A 23,660-nucleotide genomic window follows, 5' to 3' on the forward strand; every position below is an offset into this window, starting at 1 on the left:
TTGTTACAGGATATAGCGCACCTTGATGGCGGTCCGCAGTTGCGCGGGGCCGACCTGGAACGAGGCCGCGCCGAAGCGGGGCGGGCCGAACTGCAGCGGCGCATCGCGCGAAAAGCCGAAGCCCTCGCGCGGGAGCATCATCATCTTGTCCATTCGGCCATTGCCGTTTTCGTCATGAAACAGCGCGATGGCATAGCGGCCTTGCGGCACGTCCTTGAACTGCACCGTTTCGCCATTCAGCGCCGGCACGGTCAGATGCCGCGCGTAGGGGTCCTTCTGGCAATCGGGGAATGTCTTCGGATTGGCGGTCATGCAGGCCATGATCTGGCCGCGATTGGACCGCAACCCGTCGATCTCCACGAGGATCGAGCTGGGCGCGGTCGGGCCTGCCTGCACCGGGCCTTGCGGACGCGGCTGGATCTGCGGCAGCGGCACCGCCGCCATGGCCAGCGGCGCAGTGAGCAGGGCGAGCCCCAGCGTAAACCCCTTTCGCTTCATGGCGCGGATATTCCCTTGTCGGTCCCGCAAACATGATCCCAGAAGCGGAAGTAGAGGCCAAAGTTGCATCGATAGAGCTCGTGATGACGGTGATGATGGCTGGCTGTTATCACCCATTGCCCTACAGTTGAGTGAACGAGGGCCTTGGGAAACAGTTCCCAGCCCATGTGATTGGTCACGCCCATCACGGTCATCACCATCAGCACGAGGCCAAGCACGCCGGCGTGGATCGGCACCACGAAGACCAGCGCGGGAATGAACAGGCCGACGATCGCGGCCTCGACCGGGTGGAAATTCATCGCCGCCCATGCCGTCGGCGGACGGCTGGCATGGTGCACCGCATGGACCGCCCGGAACACCTGCGGGCGGTGCATCCAGCGATGCGTCCAGTAGAACCAGGTATCGTGGAGCGCGAGGTAGACGAACAACGAGACCGGCAGCCACCACAGCGGCCAGTCGTTCACGTCGGTATAGACCCGCGTCCAGCCATAATGCTGCCAGCCCCAGGCGATGATCCCTGCCGGCACGCCGTAGATCGCGGCAGAGGCAAGGCTCCACGTGATCTCGCTGCGCATCTGGCGGGCAAGCCCGTTGTAGTGGCCGGGGCGCACCAGTTTGGTCAGCCAGGCGAACAGGCCGCTCACCGCCAGATAGCGCACCGCGACGATCACGGTCATCACCAGCGCAGAGAGCCACAGTTCGGTCATGCGCGGTCAGAAGGGCAAGGCTGGGTCACCCCACCCCTATGCCAAGCCCGCGCAGCCGTGGACAGCCCGCATTCGGGGTAGTCCACAAGCCGACGCGAGCTCGGTCCGGTCATCAGATGGCCCGACGAACCTTGTTGCGGTGCTGGCCGACACCCGGAGCGCCGCCACCCGCGCGCGGGCGGAAGCTGCGGGGCTTTTCGCCCTGCGGGCCATCGCCGCGTTCGGCGCGGGCCGGGTTGCCCACGGGGCCACGATCATCGACCTTGCGCGGATTGGGATCGCGGGGACGTCCATCGACCCCCTGCGCGCGGCCACCGGGCGAACGGTCGTCGCGCCGATTGGGGTTGGGGCCTGCACCCCGACCTTCGCCACCACGACCCTGGCCGCCTCGGCCCTGACCACCGCCACGGTTGCTGCCCCGATCACCGCCGCGCCCGCGTGCATCGCGGTCATCGCGGCGCGCATCGCGCTCGGCTTCCTCGGGCTTGCGGCTGACGGCAGGGAGCTTTGCGGCCTCGGCCAGGAAGCCTTCGGGCAGCGGCAGCGGCATGAGCTTGATGCCGGTCAGCTTCTCGATGTCCTTGAGGTAGGGCTTCTCGTCCGGCGCGCAGAAGCTGATCGCCTCGCCGTCCGCACCTGCACGCGCGGTGCGGCCGATGCGGTGGACATATTGCTCGGCCACGTTGGGAAGCTCGAAGTTGAACACGTGGCTCACCCCGGTCACGTCGATCCCGCGCGCGGCGATATCGGTGGCAACGAGGATCGGGCACGAACCCTGGCGGAACGCGTCCAGCGCGGCAGTGCGCTGCGCCTGGCTCTTGTTGCCGTGGATCGCGCGGGCGCTGATCGAAGCGGCGGAAAGATGGCGCACCACGCGGTCAGCGCCGTGCTTGGTGCGGGTAAACACCAGCGCGCGGTCAAGCTTGCCATCAGCCAGCAGGGCACGGATGCGCAGCGTGAGCAGCGCCTGCTTCTCGGCCTGGTTGACGAAGGTGACGAACTGCTCGACGCGCTCGGCCGTGCTCGCCTGCGGGGTCACTTCCACGCGCACCGGGTTATTGATGAACTGCTTGCCAAGGTCCGCGATCGCCTTGGGCATCGTCGCGGAGAAGAACAGGCTCTGGCGCTCCTTGGGCAGCAGGTTCGCCACACGCTTCAGCGCATGGATGAAGCCGAGGTCCATCATCTGGTCCGCTTCATCGAGCACGAAGATCTCGACGCGGCTGAGCGTCAGCGCGCGCTGGTCGATAAGGTCGAGCAGGCGGCCCGGCGTTGCCACCAGAATGTCGCAGCCCGGCACGAGGCGGCGGGCCTGCTTGCCCACCGGCACGCCGCCGAACACGCAGTCGACCGTCAGGCGCAGGTTCTTGGCATAAGCCGCAATGTTCTCGGCAATCTGCGCTGCGAGTTCACGCGTGGGCGAAAGCACCAGCATGCGGCACGAGGCTGGCTTGCGCGGCTTCATGTCCGCCGCAAGGCGGTGGAGCGAGGGCAGCGCGAAAGCGGCGGTCTTGCCGGTGCCGGTCTGCGCGATGCCGAGCAGGTCGCGGCCTTCGAGCAGCGCGGGGATCGACTGACGCTGGATCGGCGTCGGGTCGGTGTAGCCCTTGCTGGCAAGCGCGTGGAGAATCGGCTCGGCAAGGCCGAGATCGCTGAAGTATGACATGTAGAATCCAATCGGGTGTTTGGGCGCACGGCACGATGCGGCGCGCAGGCAGAAGGTCGACCATGCGACCCATGCGTGAAGGGGAAGCCAAGCGAAGCAGCCGTTCGACCGGGGCGAGTCTCGCCCTGAAACGGCGGACCTCACGCTTGCCCGGGCCTGCGGCGGAAAGTCCGCTCGCCAGTCCTGCTGGACGCGCACTTAAGCGCAATTGCGCGCAAAAGCAAGGAAATTGCGCGAGAGGGTTGCAGGCTTTCCAAGTGCCGGCCTGTCGTTCTATCACGGTGCGATGCACCACCGCCTTGCCTTCGCGCTGTTCGCCGCCTCGTCCCTGCTCCCCGTCAGCGCTTTTGCCGCGCCTGCACTGACTGCGCCGGACAAGCGCATGGTCGCCACGGTGGAAGCGAACGAGGCGCGCGATCTCGCCCTGCTCGAAAAGATGGTCAACCAGAACTCCGGCTCGCGCAATATCGCCGGGGTCAAGGCCGTGGCCGTGATGGTGCGGCCCGAATTCGAAGCGCTGGGCTTCACCGTGAAATGGCTGCCGATGGAACAGACCGGGCGCGCCGGGCATCTTGTCGCCACGCATACCGGCAAGCCGGGTGCCAAGCGTCTGCTGCTGATCGGCCATCTCGATACGGTGTTCGAGCCGGATTCGCCGTTCCAGACTTTCACCCGGCGGGGCGATTTCGCCAGCGGCCCCGGCGTGGCGGACAACAAGGGCGGCGTGGTCGCCATGCTCGCTGCGCTGCGGGCGATGGCAGCGGCGGGCACGCTCAAGCAGGCCAACATCGTCGCCTACCTGACGGGCGACGAGGAAGACGCCGGCGATCCGCAGTCTGCCGCGCGCGCCGATCTGATCGCCGAGGGCAAGAAGGCCGACGTCGCGCTCGATTTCGAAGGTCTTGCCCGCGATCTGGGGCCGGATGGCAAGCTTGTCGACATGGGCTCGATCGCCCGCCGCTCGGCCTATAGCTGGACGATTGATGTCACAGCTAAATCGGGCCATTCCAGTGGTGTGTTCGGCGCCGATGGTGACGGCGCGATCTATGCCCTCGCGCGCATGCTCGCCGCGATCCGGGCCGAAGTGCCCGAGCCCAACCTCACGCTCAACGTCGGCATGATCGCGGGCGGGGCCGAAGCTGCGCTTGCCGCCGATCAGGCCCACGTCAGCGCTACGGGGAAGACCAACATCATCCCGGCCAAGGCCGTCGCGCGCGGTGATTTGCGCACGCTCTCGCCTGAACAGAATACCCGTGCGCAGGAAAAGATGGCCGCAATCGTCGCTCGCGCCTTCCCCGGTGCCACGGCCCGGATCGTGTTCGAGGATGGCTACCCGCCGATGGCGCCGACTGACGCCAACCGCGCGCTGCTCGCCCGGCTCAACGATGTGAACGCCGCGCTCAGCCTCCCCGCAATGGCCCCGCTCGATCCGCTCAAGCGCGGCGCGGGGGATATCAGCTTCGTCGCCGCTGACGTGCCCGGCCTTGTCGGGCTTGGGCCCGCGAGCAAAGGGGATCACACCCCGGCGGAGACTGTCGATCTCATCAGCCTCACCCTCCAGGCCAAGCGCGCCGCGCTGCTGATGAGCCGGTTGGCGGCGGAAAAGCGCTGATGGACCATCCGCCAAGCCCCTGCACCGGCACCTGCACGCTCGATCCGTTCACGAAGCTGTGCCGCGGCTGCGCGCGCACGATCGAGGAAATCATGGTCTGGCCCAGTGCCAGCGCCGCGCAGAAGCACGCCATCCTCGGCGCGCTAGGTGATCGCCTTCAGAGCGTCAGCGTCAGGTCGAAATAGCCGTAGACGCTGTTGCCGCTGGCGGGCGCGTTGGGCGCATCGCGCAGGAACCCCTGCTTGAACAGCACCGCCCCGCCCGCCTCGGCCTGCAGCAGCGCAGGCACGAGCCAATGCCGCACCCGCGCCTCGGCCTGATGACCGGCAAAGCGCCCCGAAGCGCCCTTCGCATCGCGCACGCCCGTGGTCGCAAAAGCATCGCGCGGGTTTTCGAGCCACATCGCGCGGTAGGAGACCATCACATCGCTGCGCTTGTCCGGCTCCGCCTCGATGCGCAGCCCCGGTGAAAGGATGTTGGTCCGCTGCAAGGCGCCATAGAGCGCGGTCGGCCCGAAATCGAAGCGCCGCGCACCATAGAGCGTATCGAACCGGCCATAGTGCCCGGCCCGGCCGCCATCGCCGCTCGCGGCATCGAACAGCGCGGCGAGGCGCGGCGTCCACCTGGTCTTGAGCGTGTAGCCCGCCTCGGCATGGAGGAACCACGCCGAGACATCGAGGTCGGTCCTGTCCGTTACCGCCGTGCTGCGCCGCGCGGTGCCAAACTGGTAGGCGCCTTCAACGTCGTGGTCCCACTGGCCCGTCGCCGGCCGCACGAAGGTCCGGGCGCCGACGGTCCAGAGCCGGCGATTGCGCGTCAGCCGGGTGTCGCCGTCCTGCTCGGCCAGCCGGTAGCCATATGTCTCTAGCGTCCCGCCCAGCACATGCCGCAGCGTGGCATGCGCGCCGAAGAACTGGACGCGGGTGGTTTCCAGATCGACCTTCACGCGGTTGTCCCGCAGCCCTTGCGCATCGTCGGGCCGGCGGATCTGCGGCATGGTCCAGAACGCTTGCAGCCGCGTGCCGCCCTGCGTGGTCCATTCCAGGTTCGCGCCGGTAAAGCCGTTGGTGGTCTGGCGAAAGCGGTTGCGCGCGACCAGCCGCCGCGAGCCGATATCCATGGTCTGGCGGCCCAGCGTCAGCATGCCGTGTCCGCCTTTTGCACCCTTGCGCCCATCGCCCAGCTCGATCCTGGCATAGGCCTGCACGAGTTCGAGCGTGTTGACGTCCGATGTCGTGATGCTCGAAGTCGGCCCCTCGCCATAGGCGCGCGCATCCCACAGCTCGCCGCCGAAGCGGACGGGCCCCGCATCGTATTCGGCAGCCAGCGTCGTGCGCAGCGAAAAGAGCGAATCCGCAGCGGCAGGGCTGGGGCGGAACTGCCCGTCGATCCCCTCGACCCGCGCGCGCACTGTCGCGCTGATCGAAAGCTCCTCGGGCGCCCCCAGCGCTTCGGCGAGGGGGCCGGGCTTTGCCGAGGCAGGCACGGCAGCAGCAAGCGCGGCCAGCGCCGCGATGGAAAGGGCTCTCTTGGTCAAGGTCGCTTCCAAAGATCCAGGGCGCGTCCCCTCCCGGTGTCGGGTCGGTGCATGAATGCGCCGTGCCGCGCATAGAGCATCCGGCCGCGCCGTCCAACCGGGCTTGCCGCCTGTGCCAAACGGTCCTAGGGCCGCAGACAGTCACTTGGGGAGTAGCCGCTGCGCGTCCCGCGCGCAGTCCCCCCGTCCAGCGGACGGACGCGTCAACATGCTTGGCCGAGAGGTCATGGCGCAGGCGGCAGGCACGGAGCGTCGCCGTTCCACCTGCCGGGCGAGACCAATGGCACCGTATTTCCCTGTCCGGCCGGGCGGGGGAGGCCCGGTGCCGTTGTCTCGATTGCTCGCCCGGCCCTGGAAACCGCCCATGCTCGAAGCCCTTTTCACCTCCACTGCCATCGTCGCCCTCGCCGAGATCGGCGACAAGACGCAGCTCCTCGCCATCGTGCTTGCTGCAAGGTTCAAGCGGCCCGTGCCGATCGTGCTCGGCATTCTCGTCGCCACGCTGGCCAACCATTTCCTCGCCGCGATGGCGGGATCGCTGGCTGCCGGCTGGTTCGACGGCCCCGCCTTCCGCTACGCCGTCGCCGTCGGCTTCCTCGCCATGGCGGCCTGGACCCTGGTGCCGGACAAGTTCGATGATGACGAAGCACCCGCCGTCTCGCGCGGCGGCGCGTTTCTCACCACACTCGTCGCGTTCTTCCTCGTCGAGATGGGCGACAAGACGCAGGTCGCCACTATCGCGCTCGGCGCGCGCTTCCACGATGCGCTGGCGGTCACGGCGGGCACCACGCTTGGCATGATGCTCGCCAATGTGCCTGCGGTGCTGCTCGGCGGCGAACTGGTCAAGCGCGTGCCGCTGGGCGTCGTGCGCAAGGTCGCCGCGCTCCTGTTCGCGCTGCTGGGCCTTTGGCTCCTGCTCGCGACAGCGGGAGTCATCTAGCTTTCCTCACCCCAGCCGGCACATAGCGGATCGCCGCTGACCACCAGCCGCCGCAGCGCCGCGCGTGCCAGCCGCTCAGTCTCGGCCTTGCGGCGCGCGGCGGCGAGGGGGAGGCTGGGGGCAGGGCGCAGGATTTCGGCATCATAGCCATCCGCCACGATCACCCCGCACAGGTCCGGCCGGAACGCCGGTGTTTCGAGGCACGCCCGGTCGAGGTGCGGGGCAAGCCCCCAGTAGAACCGGTCGCAGTACTCCAGATAATCCGGCCACTTCGCATCACCGAGGAGATCGGCGCGCGCCACCTTGATCTCCACGATCACGATTCGGCCCTTGCCGTCGATCCCCATCAGGTCCGCTCGCCGGCCGGAGCGCAGCGGCATTTCGGGCAGGCACCAGATCCCGTTGCGCGCAAAGAGCCGGCCGATCCCGCGGGCGACGGCCTGTGCCTCCCGCTCGGCGGGAACAGGTGTGGCAGCAGGGAGGGCCGAATCGAACATGGCCCCAGTTTAAGAACAAAAATGGAACAAGGGAAGAGCGCCGAGCGCTACCGCTCGATCCCCAGCGGCGGGATCAGCGCGAGCAGGCCCGCGCGCGCCGTGTGGAATTCCTGCCACAGCGCCAGCGCCGCCGCGCTTGCGGGCGCGCCGCTGCCATGCAGTGCCAACAGCGCGGCAAGACCGGGTTCGAGAATCGCGGCCAGATCGTCCACACCCTGTTCGGCCAGCCGATATCGCCAGCCGCCCGTATCGCGCAACATCGCGGGAAAGTTGCGAATCTCGGGCGAGCGGTACTCGGGCGCAATCCCGGCAAGTTCGCCGATCGCCGCCGCCGCGTGCACCGCCTTCCACTTCATCGCCATCTGGCTCGCCGCCGCGTGGCCGCCAGCGCGATTCGCATCATGGGAGGGGGGGCGAGTGGCCATACGGGGGAGACTATCCCCGCGTCCGCTACCAAATCGCTAAACCGCAAACTTCTGGTTACGATCCGCTGGCCATAAACCACTGGCCATAAACCACTGGCCATAAACCACTGGAATGCCGCGCGCGGCGCTGCTAGGCGGTTCGCCAAGGCACCCGTAGCTCAGCTGGATAGAGCGCTGCCCTCCGAAGGCAGAGGCCACAGGTTCGAATCCTGTCGGGTGCACCACCTTTCAAATCCCTGGCGGCAACCGGTCTGCTCCGTACGAAGTGCGTATGGAGCATAGTGGCATGTGCATTCTTACGCGGGCCAGTGCACGGCAATTGAGCCCAGCGACGTTTGCTTGCAGCGGCTCTATCGGCCTCGACAAGCAGCCGACTGGCTATGGCGGAAATAGCGCAAAGTCCCCTTGAGCCGGAGAGGCTTGATCCCGCCCCTCATCTGCTGATCATCCGCGAACGGGAGGTGGGCGCCTTCGCGAGAACCTCGCCCGTTCGCTCACCTCGTGTCAGCGGGTGCATTTGCACTTTCACCGCTATCCGGGACCGACGTGCGGTAATCTCCGAAAGCCCCATCGCGCGCATCGAGCGCACCGCGGACGTTACCGGCGCGGAATCCGGCGAAGGTCTGCCGGGAGGCCTCTGTAGTCATCGCCAAGGCCTGCAGTTCCGTGCCCGCACGGATTGCAGACCGCAGCCCCATCGCCTCCATCGCCCGGTGCACCGACCGCTTGTTGATCTGCTGGACCTCGGGCGGAATCTTTGCGATTCGTTCCGCGATCTTGAGGACTTCGCCTTCAAGCGCCTCGTTGGGGAACGCCCGGTTGGCGAAACCTACGCGCACCGCTTCGTGGGCAGACAGCGCATCTCCGGTCAGCATCTGCTCCATCGCCGAGCGGAGGCCGCACAGCCAGGGATGGAACTGGGTATCGGGCGGGCTCATGCCGCGCACCGGCGGATAGCCGATCTGCGCATCGTCGCTCAGGTAAATGAGATCGCAGGCCGTCGCGAGCTCCGTCGCCCCGGCGAGGCACCAGCCGTGAACTTGCGCAACAACGGGTTTCGCCAGATCCCAGATCCGGAACACCCCTTCGACAACATGCCGCGGCCAGAACCCGGCGCCGCCTGCGGTGTGATAGGGCGGCTCCTGTTTGCCGGCCTCCGGCGAAAGGTCATAGCCGGCGGAAAAGCAGGAACCAGCGCCCCGCAAGATGATCACCCGAACCTCGGGGTCCTTGTCGGCCTCTTCAAGCGCCGCAAACAGCTCGGTCCTGAGGGCATTTGAAAGCGCGTTGCGCTTTTCCGGACGGTTCAGCGTGAGCCGGCGGATACCGGCACGCGGCGTGTCGCTCAGCACCAGAGACAGGGGCGCATCTTCCATCGGGGCAACTCCAGTTCGGTCAATAGATCGTGTACCCGCCATCGAGGACGATGCTGTCTCCGGTATGGAACCGTGATGCGTCGGAGGCGAGGTAGATCGCGATCCCGCCGAAATCCTCAGGCTCGATCCATTGCCGGAAGGGCACGCGCGAAATCACCTGCCGGTTGAACTTCTCGTTCGCTTGCGCGGCCTCGGTCATTTCGCTGACCGTCCAGCCCGGAAGCACCGCATTGGCGCGCACGCCGTAGCGAGCAAACTCGACAGCGGTTGCCCGAACCAGCGAACACAGCGCCCCCTTGGCCGCGCCATAGGCCTGGTTGCGTGCCGCGCCGTGGATGGCCGAAGTCGACGAAATCGCAATCAGCGATCCCCCTGGATCGCCCGCTTCGGCGCGCGCCTTCATATGCTTGCATGCCTCGCGCAGCGTGAAGAACACGCCGTCCAGATTGACCGCCATGACCTTGCGCCATTGCTCGGTCGGAAGCGTATCAAATTGACCGCCGCCGCCAACGCCGGCATTGGCCACGACCGTATCGACACGGCCGAATTCGACGACCGCCTTTTCCATCGCAACGCGCACCGCATGCTCGTCCGACACATCGACGATCTCGCTGGCGATGCGCGCCCCGGTTTCCTCCAGCCTGCTCTTTGCTGCAGCATTCTTTGCCGGGTTCGTTCCCCAGATGATAACGGACGCTCCGGCCTGCGCGAGGGCCTCTGCCATGCCGAGGCCGATGCCGCCGTTGCCCCCGGTCACGAGAGCTACCTTTCCGCTTAGGTCGAAGGGCTGGTAAGGCATTGCGATACTTCCTTAATTCGCACTCGGTTGCCGCATTGTGTGAGAGGGTCCTCCACAAGCGCGAGCTAGTCCACTTCTGCAAAGTGCTAGTGGAATCGCGGCCGCTGTCGAGACCGCAACCGGGCGCTGGCGAAGGGCCTATCTTGATTCTTGGTCGGAAATTGAACGCCGCAGGATTGGAAAAGTCCGACAAGGTAGCAAAAACGCCGGTCACGATGCACAAGATGTCGCCATGCCAGCGCCATCGATTCCCAGCAGCCTTCTCACAGGCCTTCTCGGATCAGGGCGTGCGGCTGCCTTGCTTGCAGCCGGGAACCTGCCGCTCGACACAGCCGAGATCGACCATCTCACGTTCTGGCGCCTGCTGCGCGACAACATCGTGCGCACTGGGGATGAGCACCATGCACTGGGCGCCAATGTGGTGCCCGAGGGCAGTTTCGAGCTCCTGCTTGCCGCCATGCGGCTTGGCACCAATCTCGCGGACGGGTTGGAACGCCTTGCCGGTGCCGCGCGCATTCTCCGGCCCGATCTGGGAATCGTCGTCAGCCGCCGACGCCATCTCGTCCTGCAGTTTGCGCCGGGCGCGGTCCGCAGTGTGCAGCAGGCGCTCTATGTCGAGCTTATCGTCGTTGTGATCCACGCCGCCATCTGCTGGATGACCGGCAGCGTCTTCCGGCCACGCGCGGTCATGGCAGCGCCTTGTGCCGAAGCCGGTTCGGGCGCTGTCTATGCGCTGCTGGGCACACCCATTCAGCGTCGCGGCAACGGCGTTGCCGTGCACTATGCTGCTGCGGATGGAGGCCGCGCCTTGTCCGCTGAAGCCTTCGATCTCTGGCCGACGCTGGTTTTCGAGGCCTATCGCCAACTGGCAAATTCGGCGACCGATGCATCTGCGGCAACGGCGGATCAGGTGAGAGCGCGATTGCTGATGGGCCGCGTCGATCAGACGACCGTAGCCCGGGAGATGGCCATCTCGGTCGCGTCGCTGCGCCGACGTCTCGCGGATGAAGGCCATCGGTTTCGTGATCTCGATCGCGAGGTGCGCCAGTCGCTTGCGCGGGACGGTATTGTGGCCGGGCGCAGGACCGAAGATATCGCCAGCGATCTGGGCTATTCGGAAGCCCGCAGCCTGCGCCGGGCCGCCAATCGCTGGTTCGGCAAACCTCCGACCGGCTTGCGGCAGATACCGATGGATTGAGCGAAATTGTCCGCCCCAACGGCAGCGCTGCCGTCCTTCCGCACCCGCTGATCCGCGATCTACACTCCTGAAAAACAACAGGGGAGGATCGTTCATGCGCAATCATCTGCTTATTGTGTCGACAGTGGCCACACTGGCTTTCGCGCCGGATCTGGCCGCACAGCCGGTGACCTCCGCGGCCCCGGCGGCGCAAGACAATGCCGCCGACATCGTCGTGACGGCCGAGCGACGTTCCTCACGCGTACAGGACGTTCCCATCGCAATCTCGGCCTTGTCCGGCGATACATTGCGCGCTGCTGGCAACAATGGTCTGTCCGATCTGGCCAAGCGTGTCCCCAGTCTGACCTTCGCGCAGAGTTTCGGCATTGCGCAGGTCTTCATCCGCGGCGTGGGCAACAACTTCTTCTCGCCCGGCGGCGATCCCGGGGTCGCGACCTATGCCGATGGGGTCTATCTGTCCGATCAGGAAGCCACTGCAGTCGCATTTCTCGATCTCGAACGGGTCGAGGTCCTGCGCGGCCCCCAAGGCGCGCTCTACGGGCGCAATGCCACGGGCGGTGCGGTCAATCTGGTTTCGGCAGAACCGGAAGCAGCCTTCGCCGGACGTGTCGGCTTGCGGGTTGGTGATTTTGGCCGGATCGAAGCGGACGGCTTCGTCACGGGCGACATCGGCGGCGGCGTTCTGGTGCGCGCAAGCGGACAGGTGCGCCGGCTGCGCGGCTATGCTCGCAACGAGCTTACCGGGCCGGGACTGCCTACGCGCCTTGATGGCGAGAAGAGCTTTGCCGGGCGGCTGCAGGTTCGCGTGCCGATCGGGGCGGGTTCGCTGCGGCTGATCGCGAACGGCTACACGCAGGATGACGTGGGCCCGGGGTTGAAGATCCTTGCCGATCCCTTCCCCCAGCCCGCGCAGTTCCTTTATGGCGTGCGCCCATCCGACAGCCCGCGCAATTTCAAGAGCCAGGTTTCGGCGAACAGGCGCGACGTATGGTCGGTAACGGCCGCACTCAAGCAGCCACTTTCGAACACCATCGATGTCAATCTGATTGCCGACTATCGCCATTCGAACCGCGCGATCACCTATGATCAGGATGGTACCGAGCGCGAGGTTTCGCGCACCACACTCGATACGCGCAGTCATCAATGGAGCATCGAGGGCTATCTTCAGGGGCGTTCTGGTGGGTTCGATTGGCTGGTCGGCGCCAACTACCTCGAATTCGAACAGACCCGGGTGACGACTGTGCCCGGCCTTCTGCCGGCAGCTTTTCTCGATCCGTCCCTGCCGCTCACGCTGCCATTTCCGTTCCGCTTCGATGGCGGCGGCACGATCCACACCAAGGCGTGGGCGGGCTATGCGGATGGTTCGCTGAAGCTGTCGGACACGATCAAGCTGCGGCTTGGCGGACGGTATAGCGACGATGCCAAGCGGGCGGATGAATTCCTGACGTTCCTCGCGCCGACTATCCGTGGCACGCAGGCCAAATCCTGGGGCCAGTGGTCGGGCAAGGCCGGGATCGACGTGACACCGGCCAAGGGTATCCTGCTCTACGGTTCGGTCGCGCGGGGCTTCAAGTCGGGGGCGCTCAACGTTGGTGCCTTTACGCCAGCGGTAAAGCCGGAAATCAACGTGACCTGGGAGATCGGGGCAAAGCTCGAAACGGCGGATCGCCGGGCCCGGTTCAACCTCGCCGCGTTTACCAGCAGCTACAAGGACCTCCAGATTGTCCAGATCGGCCCGATCAGCCAGATCCTGGCCAACGCGGCCGATTCCACCATCAAGGGCATCGAGGCGGAGGCAAGCTTTCGCCCGGTCAGCGGCCTGACGCTGGGCGCCACGCTTTCCTACCTCGACGCGCGCTTTGGCAGCTTCTCCGCAACCGATCAGCGGCGCGCCTTCCAGCGGTTCGATCTGACCGGGAACCGCTTGCCGCTGACGTCGCGCTGGCAGGGCAGCGTTTCGGCGGGGTATGTGCTGCCGCTTGCCTCCGGTGCCACCATCGGGATGGACGGCGCGGTGCAATTCCGTTCGGAATACTTCTTCACGGAGTTCAATACCGCCGATGCCCGGCAGGGCGGCTTTGCCCGCTTTGATCTCGCGGCCAACTGGACCAGCGCCGATCGGCGCTGGAAGGTTTCGGCGTTTGGCCGAAACCTTTCCAACGAGCGGGTGCTGGCTGGTCTGGCCGTTGTTTCGCCCCTGCTCGGATCGGTCAGGGTCGCCTCGCTCGAACCGCCGCGCACGTTCGGCGTTGCGCTTGATATCAGCTTCTAGGAAGTGATGCCCATGGCCGATCGCCCCGATCTTGACCGCATCTTTGCCCACCTCGCATCGCCGCCCGCTGCCGGGGACAGCCCGCTGGCGGCGATGCGCGCCATGGTCGAAGACTACGGCATGGGTGCCTCTGGTGAAGGATTGGCCGCGTGCCGCCGTCTGCCGATCATGATTGGTTCGCTCGAGGCCGAATGGCTGGTGCCGCCCGGCGCCTCGACCAGCCAGCGCATCGTACATCTGCATGGCGGTGGCTGGTCTGCCGGTTCGATTTCCAGCCACCGCGCGTTCGCGGCCGAAATCGCTTACCGAACGGGGCAGGCGGTGCTGCTGCCAGCATATCGCCTGGCACCCGAGCACCCGTTCCCAGCCGGGCTCGACGATGCGATGGCGGCGCTGGCCCATGCGCAGGTCATGGGGCCAGAGGGACAAGGCACCGCCCGAGTGGCGGTTTCGGGGGATTCTGCCGGCGGGAATCTCGCCGTTGCCGTCGCTGCCCGCTGCATCGAAGAAGGATTGCAGGTGCCACATGCGCTCTGGCTCGTGTCACCGTTTCTTGCGCCGGACCTGCCGGCTGATCGATTTGCCGCGCCGCTCAGGGATCCGGTGGTGGACCCCTCGTCCACGGCGGGCGTGGCGCAGATGTATGCTCCGGGGATGGACCTGCTCGACCCCAGAATCTCGGTTCTGAGGACCACTGCCAAAACGCTGGCAGGCTTTCCGCCAGTGCTGCTTCAGGCAAGCGGCGCAGAGGCACTGCGCGAACAGGCGGTGCGATTTGCCGATGCGGTCTGGCAGGCGGGTGCCTGGCTCAAACTGAGCCTGTGGCCGGGCATGCCGCATGCCTGGCCGGTCTTTGTCGGGATCCTGCCGGAAGCCGAACAGGCGATCATCGAGGCATCGGAGTTTCTGAAACAGCCGCAGCCGTAAGCCTGTTGGTTGCGAACATCACTTCGGCAAAAGTGGCGCGCGCTGGTAGGTCTTGATGGCCCCGCTTTCGACCGTCGCCGGGGTGTTTGCGTCGCGGGCTTCGTGCGCGCGCTTCCATACGCCGAACAAGCCCATGATATGGGGCGGATCGCCGTGGATCTCGGTGAAGCCGCCGTTGAGCGAGCGGGTGTCGAAATAGGCTGCATTCACTTGATCGGCGTAGAGTTCGGTCGCGAGCGCGTAGCCCATGTCGAGCCAGCGCTGGCGCTCTGCGGCGAAGTCGGAAACGAGATAGGCGATGTGGTGGAAGCCTTCCTCGCCGTCCCTGTACATGTCGCGGTAGATCGACGGCTGGTCGTCATGCTGTTCGATGAACTGGATCATCGTATCGCCGAGATAGCCGAACGCGTAGGAGACATCGGCCTCGACCGCAGTGCCGCGATAGGTGAATTCCTCGCACCGATGGTGGCGCGCCATGAAGAAGGGCCCGGCGCCGAACGCCTCCGCCCACTTCTCCGCCGCCGCGTCGATGCTCTTCACGAAATAGGCATGCTGAAACAGCTGGCAGGACCGGGTCATGCGATCACTCCTTGCAGAACGCGCCCCGGCTTTCCGAAGCGCCTTGATCGATATCCCCGGAACGGCGCGTCGTCTGCTGTCAGAAGCGCTTGGTCCGCCGGCTCAATTCGCAGGCATGCCGAGCGCCGCCGTCACGCTGGTCAGGGCATCGCGGTTCAGCGCGGCGGCGCGCGTTTCGCTGTCCGCCTCGGTGTAGCATCGCAGTTCGGGCGCGTTGCCCGATCCGCGCAAGTGGATGATCTCGCCGCTGCTGAACGTCGCGCGGACTCCGTCGGTCGCGTCGATGATGGTCGCCTCGCCGGCAAAGGCCCCGAATAACCGCGTCTGCAACGCCAGCTGCTCGGCCGCCGAACCCGCCTTGAGCATGGCGAAGAGCTGCTCGCTGAGCGCCGGGGGAAATGCCTGAAGCCGGTCGCTGAACGTGAAGCGCTGCGGCAGGCTCGCCAATTGCTGCGAAACGCTCCCGCCTGATGCGGTCAGCACCAGCAGGATCGGCAGCACCGCATCGCGCGTCGGCAGTGCCGTGGTCGTCCCGCCGCCCGCGCCGGTGATGTTTGAGCCGAGCAGGAAGCCGCCGTTCGCTTCATAGCCGCAGACCACATCGGATGGCGCGTGCTGCTCCTCGCTCATGGCGGCGATCACATAGGGCGAACCGATCCGCGTGCGCCGGCAACGAGGGAAGAGGTCCGAAAGTTCGAGCGCGGTGTTGCTGCTGACGGGCGTGACAACCGCCGTCGCGCCGACGCGGGCTGCCGAAAGGATGCCGAGCACATCGCCGCGCATCCAGGTGCCGGCTTCGTCTGCCAGCAGCGGGCGATCGGAATCGCCATCGGTCGAGACGATCGCATCGAGCGTCCCGCCGCGCGCCCAGTCCCGCGCGAGGACGACGTCTTCATCGCGGATCGCCTCGGTATCGACCGGGATGAACGTATCGGAGCGCCCGAGCAGCTCGATCTCCGCGCCAAGCTCGCGCACGATGCGGGCGAGAATGTCGCGCCCAACCGCCGAATGCTGGTAGATCCCGATGCGCTTGCCGCTGAGCGCGCCCGGCCCGAAATGATCGAGATAGCGCTGGACATAGGCGGTCTCCACATCGGTAACCGGCGGCAGCGTTTCCGCCTCTGTCAGCATGCCCTCCGCCGTGAAAGTGCCCTCCGGCAGCGGGACCAACTGGGCGGACATCCCGGCCTCGTCCGTCTTGAGCACTTCTCCGGCGGGCCGGTAGAACTTGATGCCGTTGCGGTCCGCCGGGATATGGCTGCCGGTGACCATCAGGCTGGGCATGCCTTCGGCGAACCCGTAGAGCGCCAGCGCCGGTGTCGGCACATAGCCGCAGAACATGGGCACGCCGCCGCAATCGCGGACAGCGCGGGCACAGGCCGCAAGGATGCGCGGCGTGCTGGGGCGCAGGTCTCCGGCAAGGGCCACACGGCCGCCGGGCTGGAACTCGCCAAGGCCGGAAAGGTACGACAGGAACCCGCGCGTATAGCCGTAGCAGACCCGGTCGGTCATCGCGACGACGGTGCCCCGCGCGCCGCTCGTCCCGAAAGCCACGCCGCTTTCGGCCATGAGGTCCTTCACCGTAATCTGCGCCATGCGATTGTCCCGATCCGTTTGCCTGCACCGGGTCGGTGCAGGTGCGTGCACGCAGCCCGATCGCAGGGGCGCAGATGCACGATGCTCTTCGCCTGCCGCGCGGCAAGGTTCAAGACCGAAGTCGTGCGGCTCGTCGCAGGTCATGCTCCAAGCGGTGTGCTCTGCGCGGTGTGCTTGGGCAAAATGGCGGGCGGGGCCGGTTTGTTCCTGCAGGGCCGCCTGCCGCCAGGTGCACGTCGCTGGCAGAGCGCCTTTAAAGCGGCTTGCCCATGCGAATGATCGGGACCTTCACGCCCTCGCGCGAGGTGGCCTCGACCGCCTCGATCTCGGCATAGCCGCAGGCCTTGTAGAGCGGCAGACCGGCCAGTGTTGCCATCAGTTCCGCACGGCTGAACCCGGCCGCGCGCGCCGCGTCCTCGCACAGGGCCATGATCCGTTTGCCGATGCCGCGCCGGGCGTGGGCGGGATCGACGTACATCGCGCGGATCTTCGCGGCGTCCTTCGCCGGATCGAGCGGCAGCGGTTCGCGTGCCACGATGCTGTCATCCCCGCCGAACAATGTCGCCCGCCAGCTCCACCCCCCGCAGCCGACGAGCGCGCCCCCATCGCGGATCATGAAGTAGGTGCGGTCCTTCACCAATTGGGTATCGAGCCCCATGATCTGGTGGCTCGCCTTGACCTGCTCGGGGGTGAGGAAGCCGTGCTGCAGCTCCTCGATGGCACGCGTCATCAGTGCACGCAGGGCGGGCAGGTCCTCCTCCTGCGCGAGGGCATGGGTGAACGCCATGACATCAGTACCCGGCCACGCTGCCCACCGGCAGGCGCGGATCGATTGCGCCGTAGAGCCGGTCACGGCCCACCGCGGGCTTGCCCAGCGCGGGGCTGCCGACGAGGATCGCCGCGACCTGGTTCCAGTAGTCCATTGCTTCCAGCTTGTGCCCCTTGGCCTCCAGCGCGGCGCGGGTTTCGGCGCTCAGCGCATTGGGTTCCATGAAGATCACATCAGGCAGCCACTGCGCATGGATGCGTGCGGCATCGGTCGCCTCGGTCACCGTCATGCCATGGTCGATCACGTTGAGCATCACTTGCAACACGCCCGTCGGGATATGGCTCCCGCCCGGGGTGCCGACGACCATGGCGAGCTTGCCGTCCTTCGTCACGATGGTCGGCGTCATCGAGGAGAGCGGCCGCTTTCCCGGGGCGATGGCATTGTTGGCACCTTCGACGAGCCCGTACATGTTGGGTACGCCGGGCTTCGACGAAAAATCGTCCATCTCGTCATTGAGCAGGATGCCGGTGCCGTCCGCCGTCACCCGCGCGCCGAACCAGTCGTTGAGCGTGTAGGTGAGCGATACGGCATTGCCCGCGGCATCCACGATCGAAAAATGCGTGGTGCTCGCGCCTTCATGGCTCGTGCCCGGCACGCCGAGCGAGACGGACGGTGTGGCCTTGTCCGCCGCGATGCCGGCGCGCAGTTGCGCCGCATAATCGGGCGAGATCAGCTTGGCGACATCGGCCTTCACGAAGCCGGGATCGCCGAGGTTGACGTTGCGATCGTGGAAAGCGCGGCGCAGCGCTTCGGTCAGGTAGTGGATGTTCTGCGCCGAATGCCAGCCCAGCTCGCCCATCGGGTAGGCGGAGAGGATGTTCAGCGTCTCGCACACCACGACCCCGCCTGAGCTCGGCGGCGGGGCAGAGATCACGTGATAGCCGCGGTAGTCGCATTCGAGCGGCGCGCGCTCGATGGCGCGGTAGGCGGCAAAATCGGCCTTGGTCAGGATGCCGCCGTGCGCCTTGCTCGATGCGGCGATCTTCTCGGCGATCTCGCTCTTGTAGAACACGTCCGCGCCCTTGTCGGCGATCAGCTGAAGCATGCGGCCAAGATCGGCCTGTACGAAGCGGTGGCCCTTCCCCCAGGGCTTGCCATTGTCGAGGAAGATGGCGGCGCTCGCCGGATCCTTGGCGAAATCCTCCGCCCCTTCGGCGAGGAACGTCGCATCGCCCTGATCCATCACGAAGCCATCGCGGGCGAGGCTGATGGCCGAGGCCATGAGGCGCGCGCGGGGCAGGGTGCCGAACTTCTCGCGCGCGAGTTCAAGGCCCGCGACCGTGCCGGGCACGCCGACGGCCTTGTGACCGCGCGTTGAAAGCAGCGGGATCACCTTGCCCGCCTTGTCCTGATACATCGTTGGCGTGGCCGCTGCGGGCGCAGTCTCGCGGAAGTCGATGAAGCTGGTGCGGCCATCGGCAAAGCGCAGGGTCATGAAGCCGCCGCCGCCGATGTTGCCGGCCTCCGGGAAGGTGACCGCCAGCGCATAAGCCACCGCGATGGCCGCATCGACGGCATTGCCGCCCTCCTTCAGCACCTCGACCCCGGCATCGCTCGCCAGCCGGTGGGCGGAGACGACCATGCCATGCTCTGCGCCTACCGGCACTTGCGAAGCGGCCATGAGCGGCGCGGGCAGGCTGGTGCCGGAAACAAGGGAAAGTGCCGCGAGGGCGGTGATTGCGGTCTTGCGCAGGGCCATGGTCGGTATCCTCTCGGCCCTTCCTCTGCCCCTGCCGGCAACAAAAGAAAAGGGGCGGGGAAGCCGAAACTTCCCCGCCCCCTTGCGTTAGGCCTGTTGGGCCAAACTCAGTACTTCACGCTCGCGCGGACGTACCAGAAGCCGCCGTTGAAGCCGAACGGACCGCCGTTACGCGGATAGATCTGGCCGTCGCCGGTGCTGTTGGTCAGCGTGTAGATCGGGTTCGAGGACGAAGCCTTGATCCGGTCGGGCTTGGTGTTGAAGATGTTGTTGCCACCCACGGTCAGCTTGAAGTTGTCCATGAACGTGTAGCTCACGTCCATGTCAGCCGTGACCTTGGCACCGAATTCCTGACCCGGATAGTCGCTCTCGACGCGCCACTTGCCGAAGTAACGCGCAGCCGCGCCGACCGAGAACGCGCCCATCGACCAGTTGCCCTGGAGGTTGAGGCGGTGCTTCGGAGCAAGGTTTTCCGCGTCGCTGCGCTGGGCATCGCCGAGCGTGTTGGCGTCGAACTTGGTCACCTTGTTGCGGTTGTGGTTGTAGGCGAGCGTCAGGTTCAGCTTGCCGCCGGCGAGGTCGGTCCGGTAGCTGCCCACCACGTCGATGCCGCGGGTGCGGATGTCGAGCGAGTTGGTGAAGAACTGGACGTTGCCTCCCACGCCCACCGAAGCGAGTTCAGGCAGTGCCGCGATGTTGGCCGCGCTCACCACGAATGCCTTCGAGATGAAGATGCGGTCGGTGACCTTGATCTGGTAGGCGTCCACCGTCAGCGTCAGCGCGCTGCTCGGCTGGAACACGAAGCCGAAACCGAAGTTCGTCGACTTTTCAGGCTTCAGCGCCTTGGCACCAAAGAACTGCGCCACGTCGCTGGTCACCGGGAAGGTACCGACTTGCACCGAGTTGCCCTGGAGGAAGTTGGTGGTCAGCACGGCGGTGTTGTTCTGGCCCGGGGTCGGGGCGTGGAAGCCCGAACCAACGGTGCCACGCAGCGCGAACTCGTCGGTCACGTGGTAGATGCCGTTGAACTTGTAGACGAAGCGGCCACCGAACGAATCGTAGTGCTCGTAGCGACCGGCTGCACCCAGCGTCAGCTGCTTGGTCACATCGGCTTCTGCGCCCACGTATACGCCGTAGCTCTTCTGGTGGCTGGTGCCGGCATACTTCGGCGAAGTGCCGCCGTAACCGCTGGCAGCCGGATCATACGATGCGGTCTGTTCACCAGCGGGGGCATACACGCCCGGTGCGGTCTGGATGTAGAGATCGTGCGCAATCGCGTAGGGGCCTGCGCCGTAGGACTGGAAATCGCCTTCGGTCGAGGTGTAGCTTTCGCGGCGGAATTCCGCGCCGCCCGAGAACGTGATCGGGCTGGCGAGGCCAGCATCGACCGCGTAGGTCAGGTCGAGGTTGGCGTCGAATTCCTTCTGGATCAGCTTGCCGAATTCGAAGCTTGTCTGCGAGGCACCGCCGAACGACGGGCTGATCGAGTTGTACATCGACAGGTCGAGCGAGTTGCGGCTCAGCGAGGCCGAAACGTCATAGGTGAAGCCGCCGTCGGTCTTGCCCTTGTAGCCCATCGTGCCGATGGCCTGATCGGTCTTGCCCACGAAGATCGGCGTGAAGCCGCCCGGGTAGATCGAGGTCAGGTTGAAGACATTGCTGTCCTTGACATAGCCGCCAGCCGGGCAGGTCGGGTTACCGGCCGGGCACTGCGTCTGGTAGTAGGGGACTTGGAAGAAGTTGCGGCCACCGATGGTGCCGGTCTTCAGCGTGCCGCTGCCATCGTCGTATTCGAAGCTGCTCGAGCCCTGATACGAGGAGCGGAAGTTGAAGCTCTGCTCGGCCCGGGCGTGTGCGAAGTTGCCGAAAGCATAGATCTTGCTGTTGTCGGTCACGTCATACGCGGCGTTGACGACGGCCTTCCAGCCTTCGCTCGGCGAGTTGCCCCAGATCTGCGCAGGCAGCGGAGCGAACGGCAGCTTGTCGGCCAGCGAGGGGTTCTCGGCGGCGAAGCGCGCGGCGATCGGACGGGTGACACCGCGGCTGGTGCGGCCGTCGTTGTTGTATTCAGCCGAAACGTTGATGAAGCCGCGGTCCGACTTGAGGCCGGCGTTGCCCGCGATCTGGTAGCTCTTGCCGTCGCCGGCATAGAACTGGCCGTAACGGGCGACGAGTTCGAAGCCGGCGTTGTCGCGCAGGCCGTAGTTCAGCACGCCAGCAATGGCGTCCGAACCATACTGGGCGGTCGCGCCGTCACGCAGCACTTCGAGACCCTTGATCGCGATGGCTGGGATCGCCGAAATGTCGGGACCCTGCGAGCCGAACGAAAGGCCGGTGTCACCGCCGTTGTAGACCTGCACGAGGGCCGAGCGGTTGTAGCGCTTGCCATTGAGCATGACGAGCAGCTGGTCGCCCGGCAGGCCGCGCAGCGAAGGCGCGCGAACGAAGGTCGAAGCGTCCGAAATCGAGTTCTGGCCGACGAAGAACGACGGTACGAGGTTGCGGACCGAGTCCAGCAGGTTCGCGGTCGGCTGCGAGCTGATGTCAGCTGCGCTGATCACGTCGATCGGCGAAGCCGAGTCAGCAACGGTGCGGTCGGTACGGCGGGTGCCGATGACGACGATGCTCTGCGCGGCGGCGGCATCGTCAGGAGCTGCAGCAGCTTCCTGCGCAAAGGCGGCCTGCGGAGCGGCCACGCCGGCAAAGGCGGCTGCCGAAGCAAGCAGCGCGCCGCGCAGGGCGAGATTGGAAAGGTTTCGCACGATAGGGTACCCCCTGAATTGAGCAGCCGGACATTATGGTGCCCCCCGGCCTGCCTCTGGATGAAGCGCGCCGTGGATATTCCTTCGATTGAAAGTGTAAACAGGTTTGCAGGGCAATCCGCATGCCGCAGATGCGAAACCAGACATTGTGTGACATTTTTGCTATTATTCGATGCGGCGCTGCCACAGACGTTTTTGCTAGGGTTTGAAGACCTTAAGCGTCATCGCGCCTATTCGCGCAGAGCCTCCTGCGAGATGCGGATGAGCGGGCCGAGTACGTAGTTCAGGATGGTCTGGCGGCCCGAACGGATAGCCACTTCGCCGGTCATCCCCGGGATCACCGGCATGCCCGCACCGAAGCTCGCGCGTCCCGCATCAAGCCGCACGCGGTAGTAGAGCCCGCCGCGCGGGTCCTGGATCGCATCGGGTGAGACATCGACCACCTTGGCCTCGAGCGAGCCGTAGACCGTGGAATCGTAGGCCGAGATCTTGATCCGGGCAGGCAGGCCTGGCCAGATGTTGCTGCGGTCCTTGGGGGCGATGCGCGCCTCGATGATGACCTGGCTGGCGGCGGGGACGATCTCCGCCACCGGTTCACCACCGCGGATCACCCCGCCTGCCGTGCGCACGTTGAGCCGGTTGATCACGCCATCGACCGGCGCGCGGATTTCCTCGCGCGCGACGCGGTCCTGCACTGCGCCGAATTGCTCGTCGGCCTTGGCAAGTTCCAGCCGCAATTGCGCCGCTTGCGCGCGCATCTGTTCCATGTCGCTCGCCCAGATCTCGCCCCGCCGCGCGGCGGATTCGCCAAGGCCTGCGGAGGATTGCGGAATCTGGTTGGCCACATCGGCGATGCGCGTGCGCAGCGAAAGCAGCGACGCGCGCTTGTCGAGCACGTCGCGCTCCGAAACCGCATCCTCGGCATAGGCGCGCTCCAGCCTGGAGAGCTGCTCCATCGCCAGCCGTTCCTCATTGCGCAAGTTGGCGAGCCGCGCCTGAAGCGAGCCGACTTCGGCCGACTTTGCCCGCGCCTGCTGGTTGATCACGCCCACCTGGCTCATCCGCTGCGCCCGGCGCGAGGCGAACAGCCCGGCCTCGCTTGCGGCCAGCTCGGGGGCCTGCGCGGCGAGCTCCGGCGGCGGGGTGAAGCTCCCTGCTCCGGCAATCTCGGCATCGAGCCGGGCGAGGATGATGCGCTTGGCGACCAGATCGGTCCGCGCGCTTTCGATCGCTGCGCCGGTCGAGGCATTGCTGATGCGCATCAGCACCTGCCCCTTGCGTACCCGCTGGCCCTCCAGAACAAGGATTTCCTTCACGATCCCGCCTTCAAGGTGCTGCACCAGCTGGTTCTGCGCCATCGGCAGCACGCGCCCCGCGCCGCGCGTCACCTTGTCCACGGTGAACAGCGCCATCCACAGCACGACGAGCACGAAGATGCTCGCCAGCGCCTTGAGCAGGCGCGAGGGCGCGCCGATCCCGATCCGCGCGCTCCATGGCAGCGCCGCGCCGATCGGCTGGCTGGCAAGCGCGAGCTTGCCGTCCAGCACGTCCTCCGCTTCACCGGGGCGCAAGTCGTCGAACAGGCTGCCCCCGCCGAGAAAGACGATAAGGGATTGGCGAAGGCGCGCTAAGCGCATGGCAGGACCTCGGTCAAAGCAAGAGTGTTGCCGAGAATTTACCGTTCATTATCCTCGTTTCGGCTTGCCGCCGGGCTACGCGCAGTCCCGTAGGTCCCGCTTTA

The 23,660-nt window shown here is 66.1% G+C and carries 20 protein-coding genes and 1 tRNA gene; 7 read left to right on the forward strand and 14 right to left on the reverse strand.

The annotated features are described in order from the left end of the window. Positions 1 to 3: 3 nt before the first annotated feature. The 3 genes from Q0071_RS17065 to Q0071_RS17075 all read right to left on the reverse strand — a co-directional run bounded on the left by Q0071_RS17065 (position 4) and on the right by Q0071_RS17075 (position 2,871). Positions 4 to 498 carry a DUF2141 domain-containing protein gene (locus tag Q0071_RS17065; RefSeq protein ID WP_298172239.1) on the reverse strand — a complete coding sequence of 165 codons (495 nt, stop codon included), beginning with the start codon at positions 496 to 498 and terminating at the stop codon, positions 4 to 6. Further along, complete coding sequence (locus tag Q0071_RS17070) at positions 495 to 1,205, reverse strand: sterol desaturase family protein (RefSeq protein WP_298172242.1); 711 nt, start codon at positions 1,203 to 1,205, stop codon at positions 495 to 497. The genes Q0071_RS17065 and Q0071_RS17070 overlap by 4 nt, the downstream gene beginning before the upstream one ends. Positions 1,206 to 1,317: 112 nt before the next feature. Further along, a complete protein-coding gene (locus Q0071_RS17075) occupies positions 1,318 to 2,871 on the reverse strand; it encodes a DEAD/DEAH box helicase (RefSeq protein ID WP_298172245.1) in 1,554 nt (517 codons plus the stop codon). 286 nt (positions 2,872 to 3,157) lie between these two features. Between Q0071_RS17075 and Q0071_RS17080 the strand changes: the two genes are divergently transcribed. Together Q0071_RS17080 and Q0071_RS17085 are read left to right on the forward strand one after the other, a co-directional pair. After that, positions 3,158 to 4,483: a M20/M25/M40 family metallo-hydrolase gene (locus Q0071_RS17080; protein WP_298172248.1), complete on the forward strand. Its 1,326-nt coding sequence runs from the start codon at positions 3,158 to 3,160 to the stop codon at positions 4,481 to 4,483. Then, a complete protein-coding gene (locus Q0071_RS17085) occupies positions 4,483 to 4,668 on the forward strand; it encodes a DUF1289 domain-containing protein (protein ID WP_298172251.1) in 186 nt (61 codons plus the stop codon). The genes Q0071_RS17080 and Q0071_RS17085 overlap by 1 nt, the downstream gene beginning before the upstream one ends. Here the strand turns inward: Q0071_RS17085 and Q0071_RS17090 are convergent. Beyond that, a complete protein-coding gene (locus tag Q0071_RS17090) occupies positions 4,641 to 6,020 on the reverse strand; it encodes an alginate export family protein (protein ID WP_298172255.1) in 1,380 nt (459 codons plus the stop codon). The two genes, Q0071_RS17085 and Q0071_RS17090, sit on opposite strands and share 28 nt — an antisense overlap. A gap of 364 nt (positions 6,021 to 6,384) precedes the next feature. On the opposite strand from Q0071_RS17090, the gene Q0071_RS17095 reads away from it, so the two are divergent. Next, on the forward strand, positions 6,385 to 6,960 hold the full coding sequence (locus Q0071_RS17095) for a TMEM165/GDT1 family protein (RefSeq protein WP_298172257.1): 576 nt from the start codon (positions 6,385 to 6,387) through the stop codon (positions 6,958 to 6,960). Here the strand turns inward: Q0071_RS17095 and Q0071_RS17100 are convergent. Both Q0071_RS17100 and Q0071_RS17105 read right to left on the reverse strand, forming a co-directional pair. Further along, entirely contained in the window at positions 6,957 to 7,457 is a 501-nt protein-coding gene (locus Q0071_RS17100) for an MmcB family DNA repair protein (RefSeq protein ID WP_298172260.1), read from the reverse strand. The two genes, Q0071_RS17095 and Q0071_RS17100, sit on opposite strands and share 4 nt — an antisense overlap. 47 nt (positions 7,458 to 7,504) lie before the next feature. After that, on the reverse strand, positions 7,505 to 7,882 hold the full coding sequence (locus Q0071_RS17105; protein WP_298172263.1) for a hypothetical protein: 378 nt from the start codon (positions 7,880 to 7,882) through the stop codon (positions 7,505 to 7,507). A gap of 147 nt (positions 7,883 to 8,029) precedes the next feature. On the opposite strand from Q0071_RS17105, the gene Q0071_RS17110 reads away from it, so the two are divergent. Continuing rightward, positions 8,030 to 8,106, forward strand: a tRNA-Arg gene (locus tag Q0071_RS17110). Positions 8,107 to 8,376: 270 nt separating this feature from the next. Here the strand turns inward: Q0071_RS17110 and Q0071_RS17115 are convergent. After that, complete coding sequence (locus Q0071_RS17115) at positions 8,377 to 9,258, reverse strand: enoyl-CoA hydratase-related protein (protein ID WP_298172266.1); 882 nt, start codon at positions 9,256 to 9,258, stop codon at positions 8,377 to 8,379. Positions 9,259 to 9,277: 19 nt separating this feature from the next. Next, entirely contained in the window at positions 9,278 to 10,057 is a 780-nt protein-coding gene (locus Q0071_RS17120) for an SDR family oxidoreductase (protein WP_298172270.1), read from the reverse strand. Between the two features lie 298 nt (positions 10,058 to 10,355). On the opposite strand from Q0071_RS17120, the gene Q0071_RS17125 reads away from it, so the two are divergent. The 3 genes from Q0071_RS17125 (at position 10,356) to Q0071_RS17135 (ending at position 14,454) form a co-directional block, all read left to right on the forward strand. Beyond that, positions 10,356 to 11,255 carry a helix-turn-helix domain-containing protein gene (locus Q0071_RS17125; protein ID WP_298172275.1) on the forward strand — a complete coding sequence of 300 codons (900 nt, stop codon included), beginning with the start codon at positions 10,356 to 10,358 and terminating at the stop codon, positions 11,253 to 11,255. 94 nt (positions 11,256 to 11,349) lie between these two features. Continuing rightward, the gene (locus tag Q0071_RS17130) at positions 11,350 to 13,527 is read left to right on the forward strand and encodes a TonB-dependent receptor (RefSeq protein WP_298172278.1); all 2,178 of its coding nucleotides are present in this window, start codon (positions 11,350 to 11,352) and stop codon (positions 13,525 to 13,527) included. 12 nt (positions 13,528 to 13,539) lie between these two features. After that, a complete protein-coding gene (locus Q0071_RS17135) occupies positions 13,540 to 14,454 on the forward strand; it encodes an alpha/beta hydrolase (protein ID WP_298172281.1) in 915 nt (304 codons plus the stop codon). A gap of 18 nt (positions 14,455 to 14,472) precedes the next feature. Here the strand turns inward: Q0071_RS17135 and Q0071_RS17140 are convergent, their stop codons facing one another. From Q0071_RS17140 to Q0071_RS17165, 6 genes are all read right to left on the reverse strand, one after another. Beyond that, positions 14,473 to 15,033, reverse strand: a complete 561-nt coding sequence (locus Q0071_RS17140) for a VOC family protein (protein WP_298172284.1) — start codon at positions 15,031 to 15,033, stop codon at positions 14,473 to 14,475. 102 nt (positions 15,034 to 15,135) lie between these two features. Then, on the reverse strand, positions 15,136 to 16,629 hold the full coding sequence (locus tag Q0071_RS17145) for a phosphomannomutase (protein ID WP_298172287.1): 1,494 nt from the start codon (positions 16,627 to 16,629) through the stop codon (positions 15,136 to 15,138). Between the two features lie 253 nt (positions 16,630 to 16,882). Further along, the gene (locus tag Q0071_RS17150) at positions 16,883 to 17,416 is read right to left on the reverse strand and encodes a GNAT family N-acetyltransferase (protein WP_298172289.1); all 534 of its coding nucleotides are present in this window, start codon (positions 17,414 to 17,416) and stop codon (positions 16,883 to 16,885) included. A gap of 4 nt (positions 17,417 to 17,420) precedes the next feature. Then, complete coding sequence (ggt, locus tag Q0071_RS17155; protein ID WP_298172291.1) at positions 17,421 to 19,157, reverse strand: gamma-glutamyltransferase; 1,737 nt, start codon at positions 19,155 to 19,157, stop codon at positions 17,421 to 17,423. A 107-nt stretch (positions 19,158 to 19,264) separates the two neighbouring features. After that, a complete protein-coding gene (locus tag Q0071_RS17160) occupies positions 19,265 to 21,919 on the reverse strand; it encodes a TonB-dependent receptor (protein ID WP_298172294.1) in 2,655 nt (884 codons plus the stop codon). 230 nt (positions 21,920 to 22,149) lie between these two features. After that, positions 22,150 to 23,556: an HlyD family type I secretion periplasmic adaptor subunit gene (locus tag Q0071_RS17165; RefSeq protein WP_298172296.1), complete on the reverse strand. Its 1,407-nt coding sequence runs from the start codon at positions 23,554 to 23,556 to the stop codon at positions 22,150 to 22,152. Positions 23,557 to 23,660 lie beyond the last annotated feature (104 nt).

This window comes from Novosphingobium sp. (assembly GCF_027486195.1).
GTDB lineage: Bacteria > Pseudomonadota > Alphaproteobacteria > Sphingomonadales > Sphingomonadaceae > Novosphingobium.

Bases quoted from the DNA above. Each gene is read 5' to 3' on its own strand.
- Q0071_RS17165 (WP_298172296.1), bottom strand. From the start codon at position 23,556: ATGCGCTTAGCGCGCCTTCGCCAATCCCTTATCGTCTTTCTCGGCGGG.
- Q0071_RS17095 (WP_298172257.1), top strand. From the start codon at position 6,385: ATGCTCGAAGCCCTTTTCACCTCCACTGCCATCGTCGCCCTCGCCGAG.
- Q0071_RS17070 (WP_298172242.1), bottom strand. From the start codon at position 1,205: ATGACCGAACTGTGGCTCTCTGCGCTGGTGATGACCGTGATCGTCGCG.
- Q0071_RS17140 (WP_298172284.1), bottom strand. From the start codon at position 15,033: ATGACCCGGTCCTGCCAGCTGTTTCAGCATGCCTATTTCGTGAAGAGC.
- Q0071_RS17120 (WP_298172270.1), bottom strand. From the start codon at position 10,057: ATGCCTTACCAGCCCTTCGACCTAAGCGGAAAGGTAGCTCTCGTGACC.
- Q0071_RS17105 (WP_298172263.1), bottom strand. From the start codon at position 7,882: ATGGCCACTCGCCCCCCCTCCCATGATGCGAATCGCGCTGGCGGCCAC.
- Q0071_RS17135 (WP_298172281.1), top strand. From the start codon at position 13,540: ATGGCCGATCGCCCCGATCTTGACCGCATCTTTGCCCACCTCGCATCG.
- Q0071_RS17080 (WP_298172248.1), top strand. From the start codon at position 3,158: ATGCACCACCGCCTTGCCTTCGCGCTGTTCGCCGCCTCGTCCCTGCTC.
- Q0071_RS17115 (WP_298172266.1), bottom strand. From the start codon at position 9,258: ATGGAAGATGCGCCCCTGTCTCTGGTGCTGAGCGACACGCCGCGTGCC.
- Q0071_RS17145 (WP_298172287.1), bottom strand. From the start codon at position 16,629: ATGGCGCAGATTACGGTGAAGGACCTCATGGCCGAAAGCGGCGTGGCT.
- Q0071_RS17100 (WP_298172260.1), bottom strand. From the start codon at position 7,457: ATGTTCGATTCGGCCCTCCCTGCTGCCACACCTGTTCCCGCCGAGCGG.
- Q0071_RS17075 (WP_298172245.1), bottom strand. From the start codon at position 2,871: ATGTCATACTTCAGCGATCTCGGCCTTGCCGAGCCGATTCTCCACGCG.
- Q0071_RS17150 (WP_298172289.1), bottom strand. From the start codon at position 17,416: ATGGCGTTCACCCATGCCCTCGCGCAGGAGGAGGACCTGCCCGCCCTG.
- Q0071_RS17085 (WP_298172251.1), top strand. From the start codon at position 4,483: ATGGACCATCCGCCAAGCCCCTGCACCGGCACCTGCACGCTCGATCCG.
- ggt (WP_298172291.1), bottom strand. From the start codon at position 19,157: ATGGCCCTGCGCAAGACCGCAATCACCGCCCTCGCGGCACTTTCCCTT.
- Q0071_RS17065 (WP_298172239.1), bottom strand. From the start codon at position 498: ATGAAGCGAAAGGGGTTTACGCTGGGGCTCGCCCTGCTCACTGCGCCG.
- Q0071_RS17130 (WP_298172278.1), top strand. From the start codon at position 11,350: ATGCGCAATCATCTGCTTATTGTGTCGACAGTGGCCACACTGGCTTTC.